The sequence below is a fragment of the Klenkia brasiliensis genome (assembly GCF_900100695.1).
Lineage (GTDB): Bacteria > Actinomycetota > Actinomycetes > Mycobacteriales > Geodermatophilaceae > Klenkia > Klenkia brasiliensis.
The window spans coordinates 100,854-123,464 of record NZ_FNCF01000005.1 but is presented as its reverse complement, the minus strand read 5'-3'; the positions used below and the strand labels follow the sequence as shown (position 1 = coordinate 123,464).

22 protein-coding genes and 1 pseudogene are annotated in these 22,611 nt (G+C 75.4%); 10 read left to right on the top strand and 13 right to left on the bottom strand.

Features of this window, described 5'->3' with window-relative positions:
* Window positions 1–3: 3 nt before the first annotated feature.
* Together BLT39_RS15790 and BLT39_RS15785 are read right to left on the bottom strand one after the other, a co-directional pair.
* A complete protein-coding gene (locus tag BLT39_RS15790) occupies window positions 4–1,533 on the bottom strand; it encodes a fused MFS/spermidine synthase (protein ID WP_091065558.1) in 1,530 nt (509 codons plus the stop codon).
* Between the two features lies 1 nt (window position 1,534).
* Window positions 1,535–2,320 carry an SOS response-associated peptidase gene (locus BLT39_RS15785; protein ID WP_242658470.1) on the bottom strand — a complete coding sequence of 262 codons (786 nt, stop codon included), beginning with the start codon at window positions 2,318–2,320 and terminating at the stop codon, window positions 1,535–1,537.
* A gap of 93 nt (window positions 2,321–2,413) precedes the next feature.
* Here BLT39_RS15785 and BLT39_RS15780 point away from each other — a divergent pair, with 93 nt between their 5' ends.
* From BLT39_RS15780 to BLT39_RS15765, 4 genes are all read left to right on the top strand, one after another.
* A complete protein-coding gene (locus BLT39_RS15780) occupies window positions 2,414–3,838 on the top strand; it encodes an NAD-dependent succinate-semialdehyde dehydrogenase (RefSeq protein WP_091065550.1) in 1,425 nt (474 codons plus the stop codon).
* 48 nt (window positions 3,839–3,886) lie between these two features.
* Window positions 3,887–5,164 (top strand): 3-phosphoshikimate 1-carboxyvinyltransferase, encoded by a 1,278-nt coding sequence (gene aroA, locus BLT39_RS15775; protein ID WP_242658469.1) that lies wholly within the window; start codon window positions 3,887–3,889, stop codon window positions 5,162–5,164.
* Window positions 5,165–5,177: 13 nt separating this feature from the next.
* On the top strand, window positions 5,178–6,182 hold the full coding sequence (gene rsgA, locus BLT39_RS15770) for a ribosome small subunit-dependent GTPase A (RefSeq protein WP_091065542.1): 1,005 nt from the start codon (window positions 5,178–5,180) through the stop codon (window positions 6,180–6,182).
* Window positions 6,183–6,248: 66 nt separating this feature from the next.
* A complete protein-coding gene (locus BLT39_RS15765; protein ID WP_091065539.1) occupies window positions 6,249–8,099 on the top strand; it encodes a putative bifunctional diguanylate cyclase/phosphodiesterase in 1,851 nt (616 codons plus the stop codon).
* Here the strand turns inward: BLT39_RS15765 and BLT39_RS15760 are convergent.
* Window positions 8,024–8,572 (bottom strand): DUF2087 domain-containing protein, encoded by a 549-nt coding sequence (locus tag BLT39_RS15760; protein ID WP_207508049.1) that lies wholly within the window; start codon window positions 8,570–8,572, stop codon window positions 8,024–8,026. The genes BLT39_RS15765 and BLT39_RS15760 overlap by 76 nt on opposite strands.
* Window positions 8,573–8,614: 42 nt before the next feature.
* On the opposite strand from BLT39_RS15760, the gene hisN reads away from it, so the two are divergent.
* Complete coding sequence (gene hisN, locus BLT39_RS15755; RefSeq protein ID WP_341349871.1) at window positions 8,615–9,415, top strand: histidinol-phosphatase; 801 nt, start codon at window positions 8,615–8,617, stop codon at window positions 9,413–9,415.
* On the opposite strand, the gene BLT39_RS22520 is transcribed toward hisN, so the two are convergent.
* From BLT39_RS22520 to BLT39_RS15740, 4 genes are all read right to left on the bottom strand, one after another.
* A complete protein-coding gene (locus BLT39_RS22520) occupies window positions 9,416–9,589 on the bottom strand; it encodes a hypothetical protein (protein WP_165640291.1) in 174 nt (57 codons plus the stop codon). It lies immediately after the preceding gene.
* Between the two features lie 83 nt (window positions 9,590–9,672).
* Window positions 9,673–10,182, bottom strand: a complete 510-nt coding sequence (locus BLT39_RS15750; protein WP_091065534.1) for an XdhC family protein — start codon at window positions 10,180–10,182, stop codon at window positions 9,673–9,675.
* The gene (locus BLT39_RS15745; RefSeq protein WP_091065532.1) at window positions 10,179–11,171 is read right to left on the bottom strand and encodes an aldo/keto reductase; all 993 of its coding nucleotides are present in this window, start codon (window positions 11,169–11,171) and stop codon (window positions 10,179–10,181) included. The genes BLT39_RS15750 and BLT39_RS15745 overlap by 4 nt, the downstream gene beginning before the upstream one ends.
* Window positions 11,168–11,959: an aldo/keto reductase gene (locus BLT39_RS15740; RefSeq protein WP_242658468.1), complete on the bottom strand. Its 792-nt coding sequence runs from the start codon at window positions 11,957–11,959 to the stop codon at window positions 11,168–11,170. The genes BLT39_RS15745 and BLT39_RS15740 overlap by 4 nt, the downstream gene beginning before the upstream one ends.
* A gap of 100 nt (window positions 11,960–12,059) precedes the next feature.
* Here BLT39_RS15740 and BLT39_RS15735 point away from each other — a divergent pair, with 100 nt between their 5' ends.
* The 5 genes and pseudogenes from BLT39_RS15735 to nhaA form a co-directional block, all read left to right on the top strand.
* Window positions 12,060–13,472 (top strand): cystathionine beta-synthase, encoded by a 1,413-nt coding sequence (locus BLT39_RS15735; RefSeq protein ID WP_091065528.1) that lies wholly within the window; start codon window positions 12,060–12,062, stop codon window positions 13,470–13,472.
* Window positions 13,469–14,608, top strand: coding sequence for a cystathionine gamma-synthase (locus tag BLT39_RS15730; RefSeq protein ID WP_091065523.1), 1,140 nt, complete (start codon window positions 13,469–13,471; stop codon window positions 14,606–14,608). Before BLT39_RS15735 ends, BLT39_RS15730 begins: the two co-directional genes overlap by 4 nt.
* 75 nt (window positions 14,609–14,683) lie before the next feature.
* The gene (locus tag BLT39_RS15725; protein ID WP_091065520.1) at window positions 14,684–15,484 is read left to right on the top strand and encodes an IclR family transcriptional regulator domain-containing protein; all 801 of its coding nucleotides are present in this window, start codon (window positions 14,684–14,686) and stop codon (window positions 15,482–15,484) included.
* Between the two features lie 42 nt (window positions 15,485–15,526).
* Entirely contained in the window at window positions 15,527–16,021 is a 495-nt protein-coding gene (locus tag BLT39_RS15720; protein ID WP_242658467.1) for a VOC family protein, read from the top strand.
* 94 nt (window positions 16,022–16,115) lie between these two features.
* Window positions 16,116–17,261: pseudogene (gene nhaA / locus BLT39_RS15715) on the top strand (Na+/H+ antiporter NhaA); the annotation flags it as partial.
* A gap of 24 nt (window positions 17,262–17,285) precedes the next feature.
* On the opposite strand, the gene BLT39_RS23080 reads toward nhaA, so the two are convergent.
* Genes BLT39_RS23080 through BLT39_RS15685 form a run of 6 tightly spaced genes read right to left on the bottom strand, consistent with a single transcriptional unit; the run spans window position 17,286 to window position 22,608 of the window.
* Window positions 17,286–17,942 carry a DsbA family protein gene (locus BLT39_RS23080; protein WP_242658466.1) on the bottom strand — a complete coding sequence of 219 codons (657 nt, stop codon included), beginning with the start codon at window positions 17,940–17,942 and terminating at the stop codon, window positions 17,286–17,288.
* Window positions 17,943–17,965: 23 nt separating this feature from the next.
* Window positions 17,966–18,970, bottom strand: a complete 1,005-nt coding sequence (locus BLT39_RS15705; RefSeq protein WP_091065515.1) for a branched-chain amino acid ABC transporter permease — start codon at window positions 18,968–18,970, stop codon at window positions 17,966–17,968.
* On the bottom strand, window positions 18,967–19,836 hold the full coding sequence (locus BLT39_RS15700; protein WP_091065512.1) for a branched-chain amino acid ABC transporter permease: 870 nt from the start codon (window positions 19,834–19,836) through the stop codon (window positions 18,967–18,969). The genes BLT39_RS15705 and BLT39_RS15700 overlap by 4 nt, the downstream gene beginning before the upstream one ends.
* Window positions 19,833–20,540 (bottom strand): ABC transporter ATP-binding protein, encoded by a 708-nt coding sequence (locus BLT39_RS23370; RefSeq protein ID WP_207508047.1) that lies wholly within the window; start codon window positions 20,538–20,540, stop codon window positions 19,833–19,835. The genes BLT39_RS15700 and BLT39_RS23370 overlap by 4 nt, the downstream gene beginning before the upstream one ends.
* A complete protein-coding gene (locus tag BLT39_RS15690; protein ID WP_091065510.1) occupies window positions 20,537–21,295 on the bottom strand; it encodes an ABC transporter ATP-binding protein in 759 nt (252 codons plus the stop codon). Before BLT39_RS15690 ends, BLT39_RS23370 begins: the two co-directional genes overlap by 4 nt.
* Window positions 21,295–22,608 (bottom strand): ABC transporter substrate-binding protein, encoded by a 1,314-nt coding sequence (locus BLT39_RS15685; protein WP_207508045.1) that lies wholly within the window; start codon window positions 22,606–22,608, stop codon window positions 21,295–21,297. Before BLT39_RS15685 ends, BLT39_RS15690 begins: the two co-directional genes overlap by 1 nt.
* Between the last annotated feature and the right edge of the window lie 3 nt (window positions 22,609–22,611).

Genomic DNA, 22,611 nt, shown 5'->3' with positions numbered 1-22,611 from the left:
CGCTCAGCCGTAGGGCGTGAGCAGCTGGTCGACCGGCGCGAGGTCGTCGGTGAGCACGGGTGCGTCGCCGACGAAGGCGGTCAGCTCGTCGCCGGTCACCACCTGCCAGGCCAGCCCGCGGCCGGCCAGCGCGGTGGCCAGCGCGCCGGTGTCCAGCGGCCGGCGCGAGGCCACGGCGACCACGTTGCCGCCGTCCTCGCCGGCGACGACGGGGGCGCGGGCGAGCAGCGCGACGTGCGGGAAGACCGCGCGCATGGTGGCCAGCTCCGCGCGCAGGAACGACAGCGGGCCGTGGTCGATGAGGTTGACCGCGTAGACGCCGTCGTCGGTCAGCGCCCGGTCGACGAGCCCCAGCGCCTCGGTGGTGGTCAGCTGCCAGGGCACGGCCAGCCCGCCGAAGGCGTCGCCGACCACCAGGTCCCGGGTGCCGCCGGGCTCCTCGGCCAGCCCGGTCCGGGCGTCGCCGACGTCGACCTGCAGCTGCGGGCCGGTCCGGAGGCCGAGCTCGGCGCGGTCGAGGGCCAGCACGCCGGCGTCGACCTCCAGCACCCGGCTGGTGCTGCCCGGCCGGACCGCGGCCAGGTAGCGGGGCACGGTGAGCCCGCCACCGCCGACGTGCAGCGCCGACACCGGCTCACCGGCGGGCGCGGAGACGTCGCTGACCGACGCGACGGCCTGCACGTAGGCGAACTCCAGGTACGTCGGGTCGTCGAGGTCGACGTAGGAGTGCCGCAGCGTGTCCAGCACCAGCGTGCGCCCGCCGGGCCGGTCGGGGTCGGCCACCACCCGGGCGCAGTGGTAGGTGGTCTCGACCTCGCACGGGTCGGGCGCGACCACCGCCAGGCCGGTACCGGCCAGGGCGGCGACCAGCAGTGCGCCGGGGAGCCGGGCACCGACGGTGCGGCGCAGCAGCAGCCACAGGCCGACCCCGCAGGCGACCACGACCAGCCCGGTGCCGACCAGGATGGTGCTGGTGGGCAGCAGCGCCACCAGCACGAACCCGGTGCCGAACGTGGCGGCGATGCCGCCGAGGGTGCCGATGCCCGACAGCTTGCCGACCACCGACCCCGTCTCGCGCAGGCTGCCCAGCTGCAGCGCGACCACCATCGGCGGGACCGCCGACAGCAGGGCGGCGGGCACGACGACCGCGACGGCGGCCAGCAGCAGCACGCTGCCGGCGTCGGCCCCGGTCAGCGCTGCCCCGGCGAACCGGACGACCGGCACCACGGCGACCAGCAGCGCCCCGCCGCCGACGAGCAGGGGGGCCAGCAGCCCGCGCGGGTCGCGGCGGTCGGCGACCGCTCCCCCGGCCCAGGCGCCGATCGCGATGGCGGCCAGGGCGAACCCGATGACCGCGGTGTTGGTCTGCAGGGTGATGCCGACGTAGGGGGCGATCAGCCGCAGCCCGGCGATCTCGAGCACCAGCACGGCCCCCGACGACAGGAAGGTGACCACGGCGGCGACCCAGCCGGGCAGCGCGCGGGACCCCGGCTGCACGGGGTCGGCCCCGGGGACGGTCTCGGGTGCGGCCACCTCAGAACAGCGCGGGCTGGTCGGCCGGCGGGGAGACCGGGTCGACGCGGGCGGTGAGCTGCTCGCCGCCGTGCGCGACGTTGCCCACCGCGGGCCCGACCGGGCGGATCTCCAGCTGCTCCACCACCTCGGGCGGGGTGGGCGCGGCGAGGGCCTCGACGTCGTCGCGGCCCAGGTCGAGCCAGTCGGCCCAGCGCTCGCGCGGCAGGACCAGCGGCATCCGGTCGTGGATGGTCGCCAGCGCGCCCACCGCCGGGGCGGTCACCACGGTGCAGGAGTAGAGCCGGTCCTCCCCGCGCCCCCAGACCTCCCAGAGGCCGGCGAAGGCGAGCCCCCCGCCGTCCTGGGGCGTGATGTACCAGGGCTGCTTGCCCGGCGCGTGCTCGCGCGGGGACCACTCGTACCAGCCGTCGGCGGGCACCAGGCAGCGGCGGGCGCGGGCGGCCTTGCTGAACGCCGGCTTGCTGGTCAGCGACTCGACGCGGGCGTTGAGCATGCGGTTGCCGACCGACACGTCCTTGGCCCAGGAGGGCACCAGGCCCCAGCGGACCACCCGGAGCTCGCGGTGGGAGGCGCCGGTCGGGGCCCCCTCGGCGTCGCGCTCCCGGGCCTGCCGGACCACGTAGACGTCCTTGGTCGGTGCCACGTTCCAGTCGGCGCCCAGCGGCGGCTGTCCCGGTACCGGGACGGCCTCGAAGTCCGCCGCCAGGTCCTCCGGCCGGCGGCTGGATGCATAGCGCCCGCACATCGCGTCCTCGCTCCCGTCGTCCGGTCCCGTCTGGGCCACGACTCTAGGTGCGGGGTAGGACAGCGGTGTGCCGTCGGAGGCGTCGGGTAGGCAGGGGCCCGACCGCACGAGCGACCGGAGAGGCACGACGACGTGACGAGCACGCAGGACCACCCGAAGACCGACAGCGGCACCGCCGACCGTCCCTACGCCACGGTCAACCCCTTCACCGGGGAGACCGAGCGGGAGTTCGAGGCGCTGCCCGGGGACCAGGTGACCGCGGTGGTCGACCGGGCGCACACCGCGTTCCTGGACTGGCGGCGGCGCACCGTGGCCGAGCGGGCCGCCGTCGTCGGCCGGGCCGCGGACCTGATGACCGAGCGCAGCGACGCCCTGGCCGCGCTGATCACGAAGGAGATGGGCAAGCGGATCCAGGAGGCCGCCGGCGAGGTCGCGCTGGCCGCCAGCATCCTGCGGTACTACGCCGACAAGGCCGAGCAGTTCCTCGCCCCGCGCACCATCGAGGTGATGAAGGGCGAGGCCGTCGTGGTCAACGAGCCCACCGGCGTGCTCTTCGCCGTCGAGCCGTGGAACTACCCGCTCTACCAGGTGGTCCGGATCGCCGGCCCGAACCTGACCCTGGGCAACACCATCGTGCTCAAGCACGCCGAGAACGTGCCGCAGTGCGCGCTGGCTCTCGAGGAGCTCTTCCGCGACGCGGGCGCCCCCGAGGGCGTCTACACCAACGTCTTCCTCCGGATCTCCGACACCGAGCGGGTCATCGCGCACCCCGCGGTGCAGGGCGTCACGCTCACCGGCAGCGAGCGCGCCGGCTCCTCGGTCGCCGCGCTGGCCGGCAAGCACCTGAAGAAGTCGGTGCTGGAGCTCGGCGGCAGCGACCCCTTCGTCGTGCTGGACACCCCCGACCTGGCCCGCACGGTCAAGGCGGCCACCATGGGCCGGATGGCCAACACCGGCCAGGCCTGCATCGCGGCCAAGCGGATCATCGTGCTGGCCGACGTCTGGGACGAGTTCGTCGCCGGCCTGCAGCAGGCCTTCGGCGGCTTCACCCCCGGCGACCCGGCCGACCCGTCGACGACGCTGGGCCCGCTGTCCACCGAGAAGGCCGCCGCCGACCTGCACGCCCAGATCACCGACGCCGTCGAGAAGGGCGCCACCGTGCTCGCCGGCGGCGGGCGGCCCGACCGGCCCGGGGCCTTCGTCGACGCCACCCTGCTCACCGACGTCACCCCCGGCATGCGGGCCTTCTCCGAGGAGCTCTTCGGCCCGGCCGCGGTGCTGCACAAGGTCGACACCGAGGACGAGGCCGTCGCGCTGGCCAACGACAGCGCCTACGGGCTGTCCGCGGTCGTCTACTCCGGGGACGTCGAGCGGGCCCGCGCGGTCGCCGACCGGCTGGAGTCGGGCATGGTCTGGATCAACCAGCCCTCCGGGTCATCGGCCGAGCTGCCCTTCGGCGGGGTCAAGCGCTCCGGGTACGGCCGCGAGCTGTCCGAGCTGGGCATGTTCGAGTTCGCCAACCGGCGCCTGGTGCGCACCCTGCCCGCGAGCCGGTGACCGGCCGGCGGTGAGGGGCGCGGGCGTCGACCGGGCAGGATGGGCGGCATGAAGAGCTGGTCGACGCCGTCCGCGCCCGGTCCGGTCGACGCCGTCGTGGCCCTGCCCGGGTCCAAGTCGATCACCGCGCGCGCCCTGGTGCTGGCCGCGCTGTCCGACGGCCCGTCCCGGCTGGTGCGCCCGCTGCGGGCGCGCGACACCGACCTGATGGCCGCCGGCCTGCGGGCCCTCGGCGTCGGCGTCGAGGTCGACGGGGACGACTGGCTGGTCACCCCCGGCCCGCTGCGCGGACCGGCCACGGTCGACGCGGGCCTGGCCGGCACCGTGCTCCGCTTCCTGCCGCCGGTGGCCGCCCTCGCCGACGGCCCGGTGACCCTGGACGGCGACCCCCGCCTGCGCGAGCGCCCCAACGCCGGGCTGCTGGACGGGCTGCGCGGCTGCGGGGTGCAGGTCTCCGACGACGGCCGCGGCCGGGCACCGTTCACCGTGCACGGCACCGGCGCGGTGCGCGGGGGCACCGTCACCGTGGACGCCAGCGAGTCCAGCCAGGTGGTCAGCGGGCTGCTGCTGGCCGCTGCCCGGTTCACCGACGGCCTGGACCTGCGGCTGGCCGGCGGGGTGCCCTCGATGCCGCACGTGCAGATGACGGTGGAGACCCTGGCCGAGCACGGCGTCGCGGTCGAGCGCACCGGCGCGGGCTGGCGGGTCGCCCCGGGCCCGGTGGCCGCGGTCGACCGGGTCGTCGAGCCCGACCTGTCCAACGCCGCCCCGTTCCTGGCCGCCGCGCTGGTCACCGGCGGCCGGGTCACCGTCCGCGACTGGCCGCACCGCACCACCCAGCCCGGCGCCCAGCTCGAGCAGCTGCTGCCGGTCATGGGCGCATCGGTCGAGCGCACCGCCGACGGGCTGCAGGTCACCGGCGGGACGACGATCGCCCCGCTGGTGGCCGACCTGTCCGAGGTCGGCGAGCTGACCCCGGTGCTCGCGGCGCTGTGCGCGCTGGCCGACGGCCCCTCCCGGCTGACCGGCATCGCCCACCTGCGGGGCCACGAGACCGACCGGCTGCAGGCCCTCGACGAGGTGCTCACCGCGGTGGGCGCGCAGGTCACCCAGCTCCCCGACGGGTTGGCCATCACCCCCGGCCCGCGCCGGGCCGCCGAGGTCGACTCCTACGCCGACCACCGCATGGTCATGGCCGCCGCGGTCCTCGGCCTCGCCGTCCCCGGGGTCGTCGTGCGCGACCCGGGCACCGTGGCCAAGACCCTCCCGGACTTCCTCGACCGGTGGGCCGGCCTGCTCGGCGAGCACGCAGGAGCGGTCAACTGAGGGGGGCGGCCTGATGGCGGGCAGGAAGTTCGACGGCCGCTCCGACGAGGACGACGTCCGGGTCCGCCCCGGCCGGCGCGGGTCGCGCCCCCGCACCCGCACCCGGCCCAGCCACGACGACGCCGTCCCCGGGCTGGTGGTCGGTGTCGACCGCGGCCGGATGACCGTCCGGGTGGACGGCGACGGCGGGCCCGTCGAGGTCACCGCGATGCGCGCGCGGGAGCTGGGCAAGCACGGCGTGGTCACCGGCGACCGGGTGCGGCTCGTGGGCGACACCAGCGGCCGGGTGGACACCCTGGCCCGGATCGTGGTCATCGAGCCGCGCACCACGATCCTGCGGCGCACCGCCGACGACACCGACCCGACCGAGCGGGTGGTGGTGGCCAACGCCGAGCAGCTGGTGGTGGTCACCGCGGTCACCGACCCGCCGCCGCACACCGGGTTCCTGGACCGCTGCCTGGTGGCCGCCTTCTCCGGTGGGCTGACCCCCCTGCTGTGCCTGACCAAGGCCGACCTGGGCAGCCCCGACGACCTGCTGGCCCGCTACGCCGGGCTGGAGGTCGAGGCGATCGCGGTCAGCCGGGAGACCGACCTCGACGAGCTGGCGCCGCGGCTGGCCGACCGGGTCTCGGTGCTGGTCGGGCAGTCCGGGGTGGGCAAGTCCACGCTGGTGAACCGGCTGGTGCCCGACGCGGCGCGGGCCACCGGCGGGGTCAGCAAGGTGGGCAAGGGCCGGCACACGTCGTCCTCGGCGGTGCTGCTGGACCTGCCCGGCGGCGGCATGGTCATCGACACCCCCGGCATCCGCAGCTTCGGGCTGGCCGACACCGACCCCGCCGACGTGCTGGCCGCCTTCGACGACCTCGCGGAGGTGGCACGGGCCTGCCCGCCCGGCTGCGCGCACACCGACGGCGACCCGGACTGCGCGCTGGACGCGTGGGCCGAGGAGGGCCCACCGGCGCGGGCGGCCCGGCTGGCCTCCTTCCGCCGGCTGGTCGCCGCGGTCACCGCCGGCTGATCCCCCGCAGGGGGGAGCCCGGCCCGCCGACTTCAGGACGGATTCGTTCCGGTCGATGTCGGTCCCGTGCAGCAGAACCGGTTCCGGGCGCCCGCGGTGGCGACCCCGCGCGTGATGGCGGCGGTGACCGGTTTCCTCTACCTCACCGGCGGGACGGCGGTGGGCGTCGCCGGGCTGGACGCGCTGCGGCCGTGGCTGCCGGGCCGCCACCCCGACCCCGCCGGCCCGGTGGGGCTGCTGGTCGTCGGGGCCGTCGCGCTGGTCACCGGCGCGGCCGTGCTGCGCTGGGGACGCCGGCTGCCGCGGGCGGCCTACCACCTGCTGGTGGGCGCCGGCACCGCGCTGATCACCCTGGCCGCCCTGCTGGCCCCGGGCCCGTCGAGCGCGACGGCTGCCGCCGGGGTCATGGTGTTCGTGGCCCTGGACGCCTTCTTCTACTTCGCCTGGCCCGCCGCGCTGGCCCACCTCGGGCTGGCCATCGCCGGCGGCACCGTCGCCCTCGCGCACCGCTCGGAGCTGCCGGTGGCCTCGTCGGTGATCCTGGCGCTGGTCTGCGTCAGCATCGCCGCGGTGGTCGGCGTGCTCGTCGACCGGGCCTCCAGCGCCGGGGTGGACCAGCTGACCGGGCTGGCCAACCGCCGAGGGCTGGACGAGGGCCTGGACCAGGCGCTGGTCGTCGCCGGCCGGACCGGGGCCCCGCTGGCTGCGGTGCTGGTCGAGCTCGACGGCTTCGACGACGTGCAGCAGGAGGCCGGGGACGACGCCGCGGCGGACCTGCTGCGCACGGTGGCCCGCCGGTGGTCGGCGCAGCTGCCCCCGGGAGCGCTGCTGGCCCGCCGCGACGGCGCCGAGTTCGCCGTGCTGCTGCCCCGCCACGACGGGCCGGTCGCGCTCGCCGTGGTCGAGCAGCTGCGGGCGGCGCTGCCGCGGGTGACCACCGCCGCGGGCGTCGCCGTGCTGCACGAGGGCGAGACCGCCGCCGGGCTGCTCCGCCGCGCCGACGCCGCGCTCGCCCGGGCCCGGTCGGCCACCCCGCGGCGCACGGTCCTCGACGACGCCCAGCCCGACCCGCTGCTCCCCGAGCTGCGCACCGCCCTGGCCACCGGCCGGACCGCCCGGGTCGGCCTGACCGTGCACTACCAGGCGGTGGTCTCGCTGACCGACGGGTCGGTGGTCGGCGCCGAGTGCCTGGCCCGGTGGGAGCACCCCGTGCTCGGGTCGGTCAGCCCCGCCCGGTTCATCCCCCTGGCCGAGCAGCACGGCCTGGTCGGCGCGCTCGGCGAGGTGGTGCTGCGGCAGGCCTGCGCCGAGATGGCCGCGCTGCGGGCCGCGACCGGACGGCAGCTGCTGCTCACCGTCAACGTCTCGGGCCAGCAGTTCTGCGACCCGGCCTTCCCGGCCGTGGTCGCCGGGATCCTGGCCGGCACCGGCTGGCCGGCCGCGGCCACCGTCCTGGAGGTCACCGAGAGCCTGGTGGAGGCCGACTCGCCGGTCGCGGTGGCCGCGCTGCGCGCGCTGCGGCAGCTGGGCGTGCAGGTCGCCATCGACGACTTCGGCACCGGCTACTCCTCGCTGGCCCGCCTGGACACGCTGCCGGCGGACTACCTGAAGCTGGACCACACCTTCACCGCCACGGTGACCACCTCGACCCGGCGGGCCCGGCTCGTGCGCAGCGTCGTGGCGCTGGCCGAGGGCCTGGACCTGCTGGTCATCGCCGAGGGCGTCGAGACCGCCGAGCAGGCCGAGCTGCTGCGCGGGCTGGGCTGCTCGCTGGCCCAGGGGTTCCTGCTGCACCGGCCCTCGCCCGTCGCCGGGCTGGCGGCGCTGCTGGGGGGCGCCGGTCAGACCTCGACGGTGCCGCCGCTGCGCCAGTACACCCCGTCGGACCGGGTCAGCAGCCCCTCGTCGACCAGGTAGCGCCGCAGCGCCGCGGTGTCGGGGTGCCAGACCGCCAGCAGCGCGTTCACCTCGCGCTCGGGGTAGCGCACGCCGGGCTCGAAGACCCGCACCAGGTGGTCCAGCACCACCAGCCGCTTGCCCCGGTGCGCCGGGATCGAGGTCAACCGCCCGTCGGCGACGAAGGCCTGCAGCACGGCGTCGGCGGCCGGGTCGGGCGAGAGCGGCTCCGGGGGCGGCCGGTGCTCCCCCGCCGTGCGGGCCGCGGCGGCGAACAGCTCGGCGCGCAGCGCCAGCGAGGCGCCGTCCCTGCGGACCAGCCCGCCCCGGCCCAGCCGGCGGGCGGCCAGGGCCACCTCGGTCTGCGACAGGCCGGTCGCCCCGGCCACCCCGGCGATGTCGGTCGCCCCCAGCGCGAGGGCCGCGACCACGGCCAGCCGGTCGGGGTCGGCCAGCAGGCCCACCAGCTTCGCTGCGTCCGGGTCGCCTCCCACGGCGCCCAGGCTAGGTCGCGCACCGCCAGCTAGGTTGCGGGAGTGACCGGGCGCGGGTGGACCGAGGACATGCAGCTGGCCCACGTGCTGGCCGACCAGGCCGACGCGATCAGCACGGAGCGGTTCCGGGCCCAGGACCTGGTGGTGGACACCAAGCCCGACCTCACGCCGGTGACCGACGCCGACCGGGCGGTGGAGCAGCAGCTGCGGTCCTCCCTGGCCCGGGTGCGCACCCGCGACGCGGTGCAGGGCGAGGAGTTCGGCACCACCGGGCACGGGTCCCGCCGGTGGGTGGTCGACCCGATCGACGGCACCAAGAACTTCGTCCGGGGGGTGCCGGTCTGGGCCACCCTGATCGCCCTGCTGGACGGCGACACCCCGGTGGTCGGGATGGTGAGCGCCCCGGCGCTGGGCCGCCGCTGGTGGGCCGCAGCCGGCGTCGGCGCCTACACCGGCCGCCGGCTGGAGTCGGCCACCCGCTGCCATGTCTCGGGGGTCACCGCCCTGGGTGACGCGTCGCTGTCCTACTCGTCGCTGTCGGGCTGGGAGGAGCGCGACCGGCTCGACGGGTTCCTCGACCTGACCCGGTCGGTGTGGCGCACCCGTGCCTACGGGGACTTCTGGAGCTACACGATGGTGGCCGAGGGCGCCGTCGACGTGGCGTGCGAGCCCGAGGTGTCGCTGTGGGACATCGCGGCCCTGGACGTCATCGTGCGGGAGGCCGGGGGCACGTTCACCGACGTGGACGGCGCCCCCGGGCCGGCCGGCGGCAGCGCGGTGGCCAGCAACGGCCACCTGCACGCCGCCGTGCTGGGCGCGCTGCGCGCCCAGCACGGGGACTGATCAGCGCAGGCCCTTCCCGCCACCGCCCTGCAGCTTGGCGCGGACCTGGTCGATCTTGGCCCGGTTCTTGGGGTCCTTGGCGAACTGCTGGGCCTTCTGGGTGGCCTGCTGGATCGCCCGCTGACCCTGGGGGCTCTTCGCGAACTTGGCGATCCTGTCGAACAGCGATGCCACGGGGCTCACCTTCCGTCGTCCTGCGGACCTGCCTGCGGGCCCGCTCCGGGTGGTCAACGGTGGCACGGCCCGCGGCGTTCCGCTCAGCGCGCCAGCTGGCCACCCGACCGGCCGTTGCGGTCGGCCAGCAGGCCGGCCAGCGTGGACACGGCGATCTCCGCCGGTGCGCGGGAGCCGATGTCCAGCCCGATCGGCCGGTGCACCCGGGCGACCTCCTCGGCCGGCACCCCGAGCGCGGCGAGGGCCGCGACGTGCGGGCCCTCGTGGCGGGGGTTGCCCATCAGCCCGATCCAGCGGGTGTCGGTGGCCAGGGCGTCGCGCAGCACCTCGCCGAGCTCGTCCCGGTGGTGGTCGCAGACGACGACGTCGGCGTGCGGGTCGGCCGGCACCGCCGCCAGCCGGGCGGTGCCGTCGGGCAGGCCGTCGACGTCGCGGTCGGTGGGCTCGACCAGCACGGGGGCGAACCCGCACTCGACCCCGAACCGCAGCAGGGCCGCCGCGACCGGTGAGGCGAAGACGGCCACCAGCACCCGGTCGCCGGCCGGCTCGCCGGGGGTGTGGCCGTGGGCGACCCCGCAGGTCGGGTCGCTCACCGGGACGGGCTGTCGCCGTAGGAGTAGCCGGCGTTGGGGTACCGGCCGCCCTCGGCCACCCCGGGCGGGGCGATCGCGTCCAGCCGGGCCAGGTCGTCGGCGGTGAGCTCGACGTCCCCGGCGGCGGCGTTCTCCTCCAGGTAGGCGACCCGCTTGGTGCCGGGGATGGGGACGACGTCGCGGCCCTGCGCCAGGACCCAGGCCAGCGCGAGCTGCCCGGCGGTGGCGCCCTTCTCCTCGGCCATCGCCCGGACGGCGTCGACCAGCCGCAGGTTGGCCGCGAACGCCTCCCCCGTGAACCGCGGGTGGTCCTTGCGGAAGTCGTCGTCGGCGAAGTCGTCGGGGCTGGTGATCGCGCCGGTGAGGAACCCGCGCCCCAGGGGCGAGAACGGGACCAGCCCGATGCCGTGCTCGCGGGCCACCGCCGCGACGCCGGAGGTCTCCAGGTCGCGGGTCCACAGCGACCACTCGCTCTGCAGCGCGGTGATCGGGTGCACCGCGGCGGCCCGCCGGACCGACTCGGCGGAGGCCTCCGACAGACCGAGGTACCGGACCTTCCCGGCCTGCACCAGCTCGGCCATGGCGCCGACGGTGTCCTCGATCGGCACGGTCGCGTCGACGCGGTGCTGGTAGTAGAGGTCGATGGTGTCCACGCCGAGCCGGCGCAGGCTGGCCTCGCAGCGGGCGCGCACGTTCTCCGGGCGGCCGTCGATCTGCATCCGGCCCTCGTCGTCGCGGGAGATGGAGAACTTGGTGGCCAGCTGCACGGCGTCGCGGCGCCCGCGCAGCGACTCCCCGACCAGCTCCTCGTTGTGCCCGTCGCCGTAGACGTCGGAGGTGTCCCAGAAGGTGGTGCCCAGCTCCAGGGCCCGGTCGAGGGTCGCCAGGGACTCCCCCCGGTCGGCGGCGCCGTAGGACTGGCTCATCCCCATGCAGCCCAGTCCCTGCGCCGACACCTCGAGCTCGCCCAGCATGCGTCGGTCGGTCATGACGCCATCCTGCCCAGCGCGTCCACCCGGGCGCGCTCGTCGTCGGTGAGGGCCCAGGACAGCACCTCGGCGTTGGCGGCGATCCGCTCCGGCGTGACCGACTTGGGGATGACGACGACGCCGTGGTCCAGGTGCCAGCGCAGCACGACCTGGGCGGGGGTGACCCCGTGCGCCTCGGCGACCTCGGCGAGCACCGGGTCGGCCAGGTCGGTGCTCTTGAAGGGGCTGTAGCCCTCCAGCACCACGCCGCGCTCGCGGTGGCCCTCGAGCACCTCGGGGTCGAACAGCGCCGGCGCCCAGCGCACCTGGTTGACCGCCGGCGTGACGCCGGTGGCCTCGGTGAGCTCGTCGAGCTGGGCCAGGGAGTAGTTGCTGACGCCGACGTCGCGGGCCTTCCCGGACTCCCGCGCGGCGACGAACTCCCGCCAGAGGCCCACCCCGGCGCCGCCGGGCGGCCAGTGCACCAGCCACAGGTCGACGGCGTCCACGCCGAGGGCGGCCAGCGACGCGTCGAGGGTGGGGCCGGCGGCGTCCGCCCGGTCCGGCGGCAGCTTGGTGGTCACGAAGACGTCCTCGCGCGCGACGCCGGACTCCGCCAGCGCCCGGCCGACCTCGGCCTCGTTGCGGTACATCGTCGCGGTGTCCAGGTGCCGGTACCCGGCATCGAGGGCGGCCCGGACGGCGTCGGTGCAGGCGCTGCCGGTGATCTGCCAGGTGCCGAACCCGAGCAGCGGCATCGCGCCGCCCCCGGGCAGCTGGGCGGTGGGCTGGTCCGTGGCTGGTGGCATGGCCGGTGACCTGCCCGCGACCGCACCGGATGACACGTGGGAAGGTCGCAGGTGACCGGAGGACCCCGGTTGCCCCGCTGCCCCTGCTGGAGGACCTCCCGTGCAGTACGCCGAGTCCGTCGTCGACCTGATCGGGAACACCCCGCTGGTCCGGCTGAACAAGGTCACCGCCCACCTCGGGCCCGACGCCCCGCTGGTGCTGGCCAAGGTCGAGTACGTCAACCCCGGCGGCTCGGTGAAGGACCGGATCGCCGTCCGGATGGTCGACGCGGCCGAGAAGTCGGGCGCGCTGCAGCCGGGCGGCACGATCGTGGAGCCCACCAGCGGCAACACCGGCGTCGGCCTGGCCATCGTCGCCCAGCAGCGCGGCTACCAGTGCATCTTCATCTGCCCGGACAAGGTCAGCGCGGACAAGATCAACGTGCTGCGGGCCTACGGCGCCGAGGTCGTGGTCTGCCCGACCGCGGTCGACCCGGCCGACCCCCGCTCGTACTACTCGGTGTCCGACCGGCTGGCCCGCGAGACCCCCGGCGGCTGGAAGCCCGACCAGTACTCCAACCCGGCCAACCCGCAGTCGCACTACGAGACCACCGGCCCCGAGATCTGGGCGCAGACCGACGGCCGGGTCACCCACTTCGTCACCGGGGCGGGCACCGGCGGCACGATCTCCGGCGTCGGGCGCTACCTCAAGGAGGCCTCGGGCGGGACGGTGCAGGTCATCGGGGCCGACCCCGAGGGCTCGGTGTACTCCGGCGGCACCGGGCGGCCCTACCTGGTCGAGGGCGTCGGCGAGGACTTCTGGCCCACCACCTACGACCAGACGGTGGCCGACGAGATCGTCGCGGTCAGCGACGGCGACTCCTTCGCGATGACCCGCCGGCTGGCCCGCGAGGAGGGCCTGCTGGTCGGCGGCTCCTGCGGGATGGCGGTCGTCGCGGCGCTGCGGGTCGCCGAGCGGCTGACCAAGGACGACGTCCTGGTGGTGCTGCTGCCCGACAGCGGCCGCGGCTACCTGAAGAAGATCTTCGACGACGAGTGGATGGCCGACTACGGCTTCGTCGAGGCCGCCGACGGCGAGACGGTGGGCGAGCTGCTGCGCGGCAAGTCCGGCTCCGACGGGCTGCCCGCGCTGGTGCACACCCACCCCACCGAGACCGTGCGCGAGGCGATCGACATCCTGCGCGAGTACGGCGTCAGCCAGATGCCGGTCGTGCGCGCCGAGCCGCCGGTGACCGCCGGCGAGGTGGTCGGGTCGGTCGCGGAGAAGACCCTGCTGGACAAGCTGTTCTCCGGCGCCGCGTCGCTGTCGGACACCCTGGAGAAGCACATGAGCGCACCCCTGCCGATCATCGGCTCCGGCGAGGCGGTGTCGGCCGCGGTCGCCGCGCTCGGCGACGCCGACGCGCTGCTGGTGCACGAGGACGGCAAGCCGGCCGGCGTCGTGACGCGGCAGGACGTCCTCGGCCACCTCGCCGGCATCCCCGCAGGCAGCACGGCGGGGGTGCAGGCGTGAGCGGCTTCAACACCCGGGCGATCCACGACGGCCAGGAGCCCGACCCGACGACCGGAGCCGTCGCCGTCCCGCTGCACCTGACCAGCACCTACAAGCAGGACGGCGTCGGCGGGCTGCGCAACGGCTACGAGTACAGCCGCAGCGCCAACCCGACCCGCACCGCGCTGCAGGAGGCGCTGGCCTCGCTGGAGCAGGGCGCCGCCGGGCTGGCGTTCGCCTCGGGGCTGGCCGCCGAGGACGCGCTGCTGCGCACGGTGCTCGACCCGGGTGACCACCTGGTCATCCCGATCGACGCCTACGGGGGCACGTTCCGGCTGATCAGCAAGGTGCTGCAGCGGTGGGGGGTCGAGCACACCCCGGTCGACCTGTCCGACCTCGACGCCGTGCGCGCGGCCTTCCGGCCCACCACCAAGCTCGTCTGGTGCGAGACGCCCACCAACCCGCTGCTGGGCATCGCCGACATCGCCGCGCTGGCGCAGCTGGCGCACGAGCACGGTGCACTGCTCGCGGTGGACAACACCTTCGCCTCGCCCTACCTGCAGCAGCCGCTGACCCTGGGCGCCGACGTCGTGGTGCACTCCACGACCAAGTACCTGGGCGGGCACTCCGACGTCGTCGGCGGTGCGCTGGTCGCCGGCACCGCCGAGCTGGGTGAGCGGCTGGCGTTCCACCAGAACGCGATGGGGGCCGTCGCCGGGCCGTTCGACGCCTGGCTGGTGCTGCGCGGCATCAAGACCCTGGGCGTGCGGATGGACCGGCACCAGGCCAACGCGACGAAGGTCGCGGAGTTCCTGGTCGAGCACCCCGCCGTGTCGACGGTGCTCTACCCGGGCCTGCCCACCCACCCCGGCCACGAGGTGGCGGCCCGGCAGATGTCGGGCCCCGGCGGCATGCTGTCCTTCCGGCTGCGGGCCGGCGAGGAGGCGGCGCTGGCCGTGTGCGAGCGGGCGCAGGTGTTCACCCTCGCCGAGTCCCTCGGCGGCGTGGAGTCCCTCGTCGAGCACCCGCACCGGATGACGCACGCCTCGGTGGCCGGCAGCGCGCTGGAGGTGCCCGCCGACCTGGTGCGGCTGTCCGTCGGGATCGAGGACGTCGAGGACCTGCTGGCCGACCTGGACCGGATGCTGGCTGGCTGAGCGCGCCGGGGCCTCGTCAGCGGCCCCGGCGTGCCGTACCGTTCGCCTGCCGAAGCCGCCCACCGAGGGAGCCCGATGACCGCCGCACCCCGGCTCGTCGACGCGCAGACCAGCGAGCCCACCGAGTACGTCCGGGCCCTGGACCGCGGGCTGGCCGTCATCCGGGCCTTCGACCGCGACCACCCCCGCCGCACGCTGGCCGAGGTCGCCCGGGCCGTGGGCCTGGCCCCGGCGACCGCGCGCCGGCTGCTGCACACCCTGCAGGCGCAGGACTACGTCAGCACCGACGGGCAGACGTGGGTCCTGCGCCCCCGGGTGCTCGAGCTCGGGCAGGCCTACCTGGCGACCACCACGGTGTGGGACGTCGTCCGGGACCGGCTGGCCCGCCTCGCCGCCGAGGTCGAGGAGACCGCGTCCGCGGGGGTGCTCGAGGGCACCGACGTGCTCTACACGGTGCGCGTGCCCTACCGCCGCATCATGAGCATGAACGTGGAGGTCGGCACCCGGATCCCGGCGTTCGCCTCCTCCATGGGCCGGGTGCTGCTGGCGGCCCTGCCCCCCGCCGAGCTCGACGCCGTGCTGGCCGCCGCCGACCTCGCCCCGATCACCCCGCAGACGGTGACCACCCCGGCGGCGCTGCGCGCGGTGGTCGACCAGGTGCGGGAGTCCGGCGTCTGCGTGCTGGAGCAGGAGCTGGAGGCCGGGGTGCAGTGCGTGGCCGCCCCGGTGCACGGTGCCGACGGCTCGGTCGTCGCGGCGGTCACCGTCTCCTCGCACACCACCCGGGTCTCCCCCGCCGAGCTGCGCAGCCGGCTGCGGCCGGCCCTCCTGCAGGCCGCCGCGGACATCACCGAGGACCTGCGCCACCGGGGGTGACCGGGCTGGACGGCCGCGCCGGGCGGTGAGATGGTTGAACGTATGACCATCGACCTGGACACCATCGAGTCGACCCGCGCGCGGCTGCGGGAGACCTACCTGCGACCCGCGGCCGACCGGCCGGCGTCCACCGCCCGCGGGCTGCACCACACCGCGCTGATCAGCAGCGACGTCGAGGCCACCATCGCCTTCTACCAGGGCGTGCTCGGCTTCCCGCTGACCGAGCTGATCGACAACCGCGACTACCCCGGCAGCACGCACTTCTTCTTCGACATCGGCCACCAGAACCTGCTGGCCTTCTTCGACTTCCCGGGGCTGGACGTCGGCCCCTACGCCGAGGTGCTCGGCGGGCTGCACCACGTCGCGATCAGCGTGGAGCCGGCCCGCTGGGAGGCGCTGGTGGAGAGGCTGACCGAGGCCGGCGTCGAGCACGTCGTGCACTCGGGGGTCTCGGTCTACTTCCGCGACCCCGACGGCGCACGCATCGAGCTCATCGCCGACCCGCTGGGCGAGATGTACGGGGAACACGTCCTCTGAGCGGACGGTTGGTCGGCGCGTGACCCAGGCACCCCGCCCCGGCCCGGCGCTGCGCGTCTCGGTCCCGACCCTGTCGCCGTCCTCGAGGCTCTACATGGGCACCGAGGCCGGCGGCTCCGCCCTCCTGCTGGTCGGCACCCTGCTGGCACTGGCCTGGGCGAACTCGCCGTGGGCGGGCGGCTACGAGTCCTTCTGGTCGACCACGGCGAGCCTGGGCGTCGGCGACGCCGTCCTGTCGATGGACCTGCGGCACTGGGTCAACGACGGCGCGATGGCGCTGTTCTTCCTCGTCGTCGGCCTGGAGATCACCCGCGAGGTGGCCACCGGCGAGCTGCGCGACCGGCGCACCGTGGCCGCCCCCGCCCTCGGCGCGCTGGGCGGCCTGGCGGTCCCGGCCCTGGTCTACCTGGCGTTCAACCCCTCCGGCGAGGCGGCGTCGGGCTGGGGCATCGTGATGAGCACCGACACCGCCTTCGTGCTCGGCGTCCTGGCGCTGTTCGGCCCGCGCTGCCCCGACCGGCTGCGGCTGTTCCTGCTGACGCTGGCCATCGTCGACGACATCGGCGCGATCACCGTGATGGCGCTGTTCTACTCCGACGAGATCGTGCTGCCGGCGCTGGCCGTCGCCGGGGTGCTGGTGCTGGTCCTGCTGCTGCTGCGCTGGCTGGGCGTGTGGACGCTGACCCCCTACGTGCTCACCGGCATCGCGCTGTGGCTCGCCGTCCACGAGTCGGGCGTGCACGCCACGCTGGCCGGCGTCCTGGTCGGCCTGCTGCTGCCCGCCCGACCACCCAGCCGCCGCGAGATCGACCGGACGGCGGCCTTCGGCCGGGCCCTGCGCGAGGACCCCGACGCCGCCAAGGCCCGCACCACCAAGCTGGCCGTCGCCTCCACCGTCCCGGCCAACGCCCGGCTGCAGGAGTCGCTGCACCGGTACACGGCCTACCTGGTGGTGCCGGTGTTCGGGCTGGCCAACGCCGGGGTCGTGCTGGACGGGGAGACCCTGCGGGCCGCGGCGACGTCCACCGTCACGCTCGGGGTGGCGGTGGCGCTCGTGGTCGGCAACGCCGTCGGCATCACGCTCGGTGCGTTCGTCGCCCTGCGCACCGGGTGGGGCGTGCTGCCCGGCGGGGTCCGCTGGTCGCACCTCATGGCCGGCGCCACCCTGGCGGGGATCGGCTTCACCATCTCGCTGTTCATCACCGACCTGGCCTTCGACGACGAGCTGCTGCGCGAGCAGGCCAAGATCGGGATCCTGCTGGGGTCACTGACCGCAGCGGTCCTCGGCACCCTGCTGCTGCGCACCCTCGGCGAGCGTTTCCCGCTGTGCTCGCCGGCGTCCGAGGAACCCCCGGCGCTGCCCCCGCGCCCCTGGCTCCAGCCCGGCGTCCGCGCCTGACGGGGTCGCCGCCGCGCCGATCGCGCGGCGCAGCGCGGCCAGGTCGGGCCGGCCGCTGAACAGCTGGCGCTCCACGAAGACCGTCGGGGTGCCCGGCACCTCCAGGGCCACCCCGGTGGCGAAGTCGGCCTCGACCTTGTCGCCGTAGGGCTGCGCCGCCTCCCCCACCACCCGGGCGGGGTCCAGGCCCAGCTGCTCGGCGTAGCCCACCAGGTCGGCGTCGGCGAGCCGGTCCTGGTGGCCGAACAGCAGGTCGTGCATCTCCCAGAACCGGCCCTGCTCGGCCGCGGCCTCGGCGGCCAGGGCGGCGGTCAGCGCGTACGGGTGCACCTCGTGCAGCGGCCAGTGCCGGAACACCAGCCGGACCCCGCCGCCGGACCCGTCGACCAGCGCCTTGAGCACCGGGGCGGCGGCGGCGCAGTACGGGCACTCGAAGTCGCCGTACTCCAGCACGGTCACCCCCGCGGCGGGGTCGCCGTAGACGTGGTCGTCGGGCCGGACGACGAACGGGTCGCTGCTCATGGCCGCCGCAACGCCGGCCCCGGTCAGCGGCTTCCCGTGCGGTACCCGGTCGGGAAGAGCTCCACCCGGCCGCGGGTGAGGCCCCACAGGCCGCGCGGCGCCAGCAGGGTCACCGCGATCGCCACGACGCCGACCACCACCAGGTACCAGTTGCCCAGGTCGGCGAGGGAGTCCTGCAGCGCGTAGAAGACCAGCGCCCCGATGATCGGGCCCTCGATGGTGCCGATGCCGCCGATCACCACGATGAAGATCATCATCGCGGAGTAGTCGACGGAGAAGGCCGAGCCCGGCTGCACGCGCAGGGTGTTGGCCACGACCATCGCCCCGGCCAGGCCGCAGCCGGCGGCCGCGGCCACGTAGACCAGCCGCTTCGCCCGGGTCACGGCCACGCCGAGCGACCCGGCGGCGGTGGGCTCGTCGCGGATGGCGGTGAGCGCCAGGCCCAGCCGCGAGCGCATGAGCAGGTACACCCCGCCGACCACGAGGACGACGATGCCCAACGACATCCAGTAGACGTAGGCGATCCGGTAGGTGGGCTCCAGGCCGGCGAAGCCGGTCAGCGAGGCGCCCGAGCCGGCGCCCAGGGCGTCGACCTGGGTGACCAGCAGCCGGACGACCTCCGCGATCACCCAGGTGCCGATGGCGAAGTAGCCCCCGGCCAGCCGGAAGGCCAGGTAGGAGATCGGCCAGGCGACCACCGCGCAGACCACGGCGGCGACCGGGACGGCGAGGAAGGGGTCCACGCCGACGGTGGAGGCCAGGTACACCAGCCCGTAGCCGCCGATGCCGATGTAGGCCTGCTGGCCGATGGACACCATGCCGCCGTAGCCGGCCAGCAGGTTCCACATGGTGCCGAGCACGACCAGGCTGAACAGCCCGACCAGCTGCACCTGGGTGCCGCGGGTGGTGAGCAGCGGCAGGTAGCCGAGCACCGCGACCACCACCACGGCCAGCCCGGCGCCGGCCCAGGCCGCCCGCCCGCCGCGGCGGACCCGGACGGCGGCCGGCCGCTGCGCGACGGCGGTCACGCGGTCACCGCCGAGGGCAGCAGGCCGCGCGGGCGGGTGGCCAGCACGACCAGGAACACCACGTGCCCGGCGAGCACCCCGTACGCGGGGTCGACCGCGGCCCCCACCGCCTGCGCGACGCCGAGCACCACCCCGCCCAGCAGGGTGCCCCACAGCGACCCGAGCCCACCGATGACCACGGCCTCGAAGGCGAAGATCAGGGTGGTGCCGCCCGCGGCCGGGTCGAAGGTGCTGCGGGCACCGAGGAAGACGCCCGCGATCGCGACCGTCGCCAGCGCGATCGCGGTCGCCACCCCGTAGAGGTGCCGTCCGTCGATCCCCATGAGCGCCGCGGCGTCCCGGTCGTCGCTGGTGGCGCGCATCGCCCGACCGGTGGCCGTGCGGGCCAGGAACTGCCCGATGGCGGCGATGACCACCACGCCGGTGACCGCGGCCAGCAGGGGGAAGACCCCGACCGCCAGCCCGTCGGTGACCGGGATGCTCGCCGTGCCCAGCGACCCGAGGTCCAGCCGGCGGCTGTCGGCGGAGAACGCCTCCAGCAGCGCGTTCTGCAGCACCACCGCCAACCCGAACGTGACCAGCAGCGGGGCGAGCTCGCCGCCGCCGAGGGCCCGGTTGAGCAGCCCGCGCTGCAGTCCGTACCCGACCGCCGCCATGACCGGCACGACGACCAGCAGCGCCAGGAACGGGTGCAGGCCGAGGGTGTCCCCCAGCACGTAGGCGCCGAAGGCGGCGAGCACCGCCAGCACGCCGTGGGCGAGGTTCACGATCCGCATGACCCCGAAGACCAGGGACAGCCCGGCCGCGACCAGCGCGTAGAGGCCGCCGAGCAGGATGCCCTGCACGACGGCGTTGACCCAGCTCATGCATCCACCCCGAAGTAGGCCGCCGACAGCGCGGCGGTGTCGACCCGGTCCGCCGGGCCCTCCAGCACGGTCCGGCCCTCCAGCAGGCACTGCACCCGGTCGGCGACGGCGAGCGCCTGGTGCACGTCCTGCTCCACCACCAGCACGGTGGTGCCCTGGGCGGTGATCTGCGGCAGCGCCGCGTACAGCTGGGCGACCACCACCGGCGCCAGGCCGAGGGACACCTCGTCCAGCAGCAGCAGCCGGGGGTTGGCCATCAGCGCCCGGCCGATCGCCACCGCCTGCTGCTCACCGCCGGACAGGTTGGCCGCCGAGCGGGCGCGCCGCTCCGCGACCAGCGGGAACAGCGCGTAGACCGCGTCCAGGGCCCAGGGTCCTGGACGCCTGCTGTGCGCACCGACCAGCAGGTTCTCCTCGACGGTCAGGCTCGGGAACAGCCGCCGGCCCTCCGGGCTCATGGCGATGCCCCGGCCGACCCGGCGGTGCGCGGGCACCCCGGACAGGCTCGCGCCGTCCAGCCGGACATCGCCGCGCCGGGGCCGGACGACGCCCGCGACGGTCTTGAGCAGGGTGGACTTGCCCGCCCCGTTCGCGCCGATGACGGCCAGCGTCTCGCCCTCGGCCACGGTGACCGACAGGCCGAACAAGGCCTGCGCGTCGCCGTAGGAGACGTCGACGGCGTCGACCTCGAGCAGCGCGCTCACGCCGTCTCCCCCAGCTCGGGTTCGTCGCCGGCGATGGTGGAACCGAGGTAGACCTCGACCACCCGCGGGTCGGCCAGCACCGCCCGCGGCTCCCCGACCGCCAGGACCTCGCCGTAGGTCAGGCACATCAGCCGGGTGACCACGGCGACCAGCGCGTGCACCACGTGCTCGATCCAGACCACGGCGACGCCCTCGCGGACCAGCTGCTGGATGGTCTCGACCAGGGCCGGCACCTCGGCCTCGGTGAGCCCCCCGGCGATCTCGTCGAGCAGGACCACCCGCGGGTCGGTGGCCAGGGCCCGGGCCAGCTCCAGGCGCTTGCGGTCCAGCAGACGCAGCGACCCCGCCGGGGTGTCGGCGTGGTGGTCCAGCCCGGCGGTGACCAGCGCGGCGAAGGCGGCGTCGGCCGCCGCCCGGCTCCGCAGGCCCGCCCCGAAGGAGGCGGCCACCAGCGTGTTCTCGAAGACCGTCATCCCGCTGAAGGGACGGGGCACCTGGTAGCTGCGCCCGATGCCGCCCCGGCACCGGGCGGCGGCCCCGGTGCCGGTGACGTCCTGGCCGTCGAGCACGACCCGGCCGCCGTCCGGGGGCAGCGTCCCGGCGACCACGTTCAGCAGGGTGGACTTGCCGGCCCCGTTGGGGCCGACGATGCCCAGCGCCTCCCCCGGCGCGAGCGCGAACGACACGTCGTGCAGCACGGTGAGCGAGCCGAAGCGCTTGCCGACGCCGGTGACCTCCAGCAGCGGGGCGGTCATCAGCCCAGCGGCTCGACGGTGCCGGCGGTGGGGATCTCCGGGGCCTCGGAGTTGCTGACCACGACCAGGTCGAAGGGGTGCTCGCCGCCGTCGGAGGCCCGCCACTGACCGCCGACCAGCGGGGTCTTGGCCACGTTGGGCACCGGGCCCGACGTCCAGTCCAGGTCACCGGCGATGGTCGAGACCTGCAGCGAGGACAGCGCGTCCACCACGGCTTGCCCGTCGGTGCTGCCGGCCTCGGTCAGGGCGGCGACGGCCACCTCGAACAGGGCGTGCACGAAACCGATCGGCTGGGTCCACTGCCGGCCGGTCGCCTCCTCGTAGGCGTCGGCCAGCTCCTGGGCCGACTGGCCGGTGAGCGAGCTGGTGAACGGGTGCTGCGGGCTCCACCAGACCTCGGTGCACAGGCCGTCGGCGGAGTCGCCGATCGCCTCGACGGCCGAGGGGAACAGCAGCGCCTTGGCCACCGTCGCGATCCGCGGGGTGTACCCCTGCTGCTGCGCCTGCTGCCAGAAGGTGGCGAAGTCCGGCGGGATGGGCACGCCGAGCAGGATCTGGTCGTCGGCGGCCTGGAACGCCGAGATCTGCGCGCTGTAGTCCTGGGTGCCGTTCTCGTACAGACCGGGGTCGGTGATGCTGTAGCCGTTCTCCCCGACCACGCCGGGGAAGTCGGCCGACCAGGCGTTGCCGTCGGGGTCGTTGGGCCACAGGGCACCGGCCTGGCGGTTGGTGTCCACCTGGCTCCACATGTCCTGGTAGACCGCCTCGACGTCCTCCAGGCCCCAGAAGAAGTGGTAGGTCCAGTCGAAGCTGCTGCCCTCGGTGCCGCCGCGGCCGAAGAAGTAGGGCTGCCACGGCGCGGCCGTGGTGATGCAGGGGACGCCGTTGGCCTCGCACTGGTCGGCGACCGGGTTGACGGTGTCGGGCGTGGACGCGGCCAGCACGAGGTCCGCGCCGTCGTCGTTGATGAGCTCCGCGGTGACCTCGCCGGCCCGGACCGAGTCCGACTGGGTGTCCTTCACGACGATCTCCACGTCGTAGGAGGTCCCGCCGATCTCCAGCGGGTTGTCCGCGAAGTAGGCGGTCATCTGGTCCACCACGAAGCTGTCGGCCTCGCCGAAGGCGGCCAGCGGCCCGCTCTGCGGGGTCACGTAGCCGATGGTCAGCGTGTCCCCGCCGTCCCCGCCGTCCCCGTCGGCGGAGCCCAGGCCCCCTCCGCAGGCGGAGAGGGTCAGCAGGCCGGCGCCGGCCGCGGCGACCGCGCGGACGGCGGTCCGGGCCGGGCCCGGTCGGGAGGGGGTGCGACGGTGCACGAG

Bases quoted from the DNA above. Each gene is read 5' to 3' on its own strand.
- BLT39_RS15740 (WP_242658468.1), bottom strand. From the start codon at position 11,959: ATGCCACCAGCCACGGACCAGCCCACCGCCCAGCTGCCCGGGGGCGGC.
- BLT39_RS15690 (WP_091065510.1), bottom strand. From the start codon at position 21,295: ATGACCGCCCCGCTGCTGGAGGTCACCGGCGTCGGCAAGCGCTTCGGC.
- BLT39_RS15745 (WP_091065532.1), bottom strand. From the start codon at position 11,171: ATGACCGACCGACGCATGCTGGGCGAGCTCGAGGTGTCGGCGCAGGGA.
- rsgA (WP_091065542.1), top strand. From the start codon at position 5,178: ATGGCGGGCAGGAAGTTCGACGGCCGCTCCGACGAGGACGACGTCCGG.
- BLT39_RS15720 (WP_242658467.1), top strand. From the start codon at position 15,527: ATGACCATCGACCTGGACACCATCGAGTCGACCCGCGCGCGGCTGCGG.
- BLT39_RS15725 (WP_091065520.1), top strand. From the start codon at position 14,684: ATGACCGCCGCACCCCGGCTCGTCGACGCGCAGACCAGCGAGCCCACC.
- BLT39_RS15700 (WP_091065512.1), bottom strand. From the start codon at position 19,836: ATGAGCTGGGTCAACGCCGTCGTGCAGGGCATCCTGCTCGGCGGCCTC.
- BLT39_RS23080 (WP_242658466.1), bottom strand. From the start codon at position 17,942: ATGAGCAGCGACCCGTTCGTCGTCCGGCCCGACGACCACGTCTACGGC.
- aroA (WP_242658469.1), top strand. From the start codon at position 3,887: ATGAAGAGCTGGTCGACGCCGTCCGCGCCCGGTCCGGTCGACGCCGTC.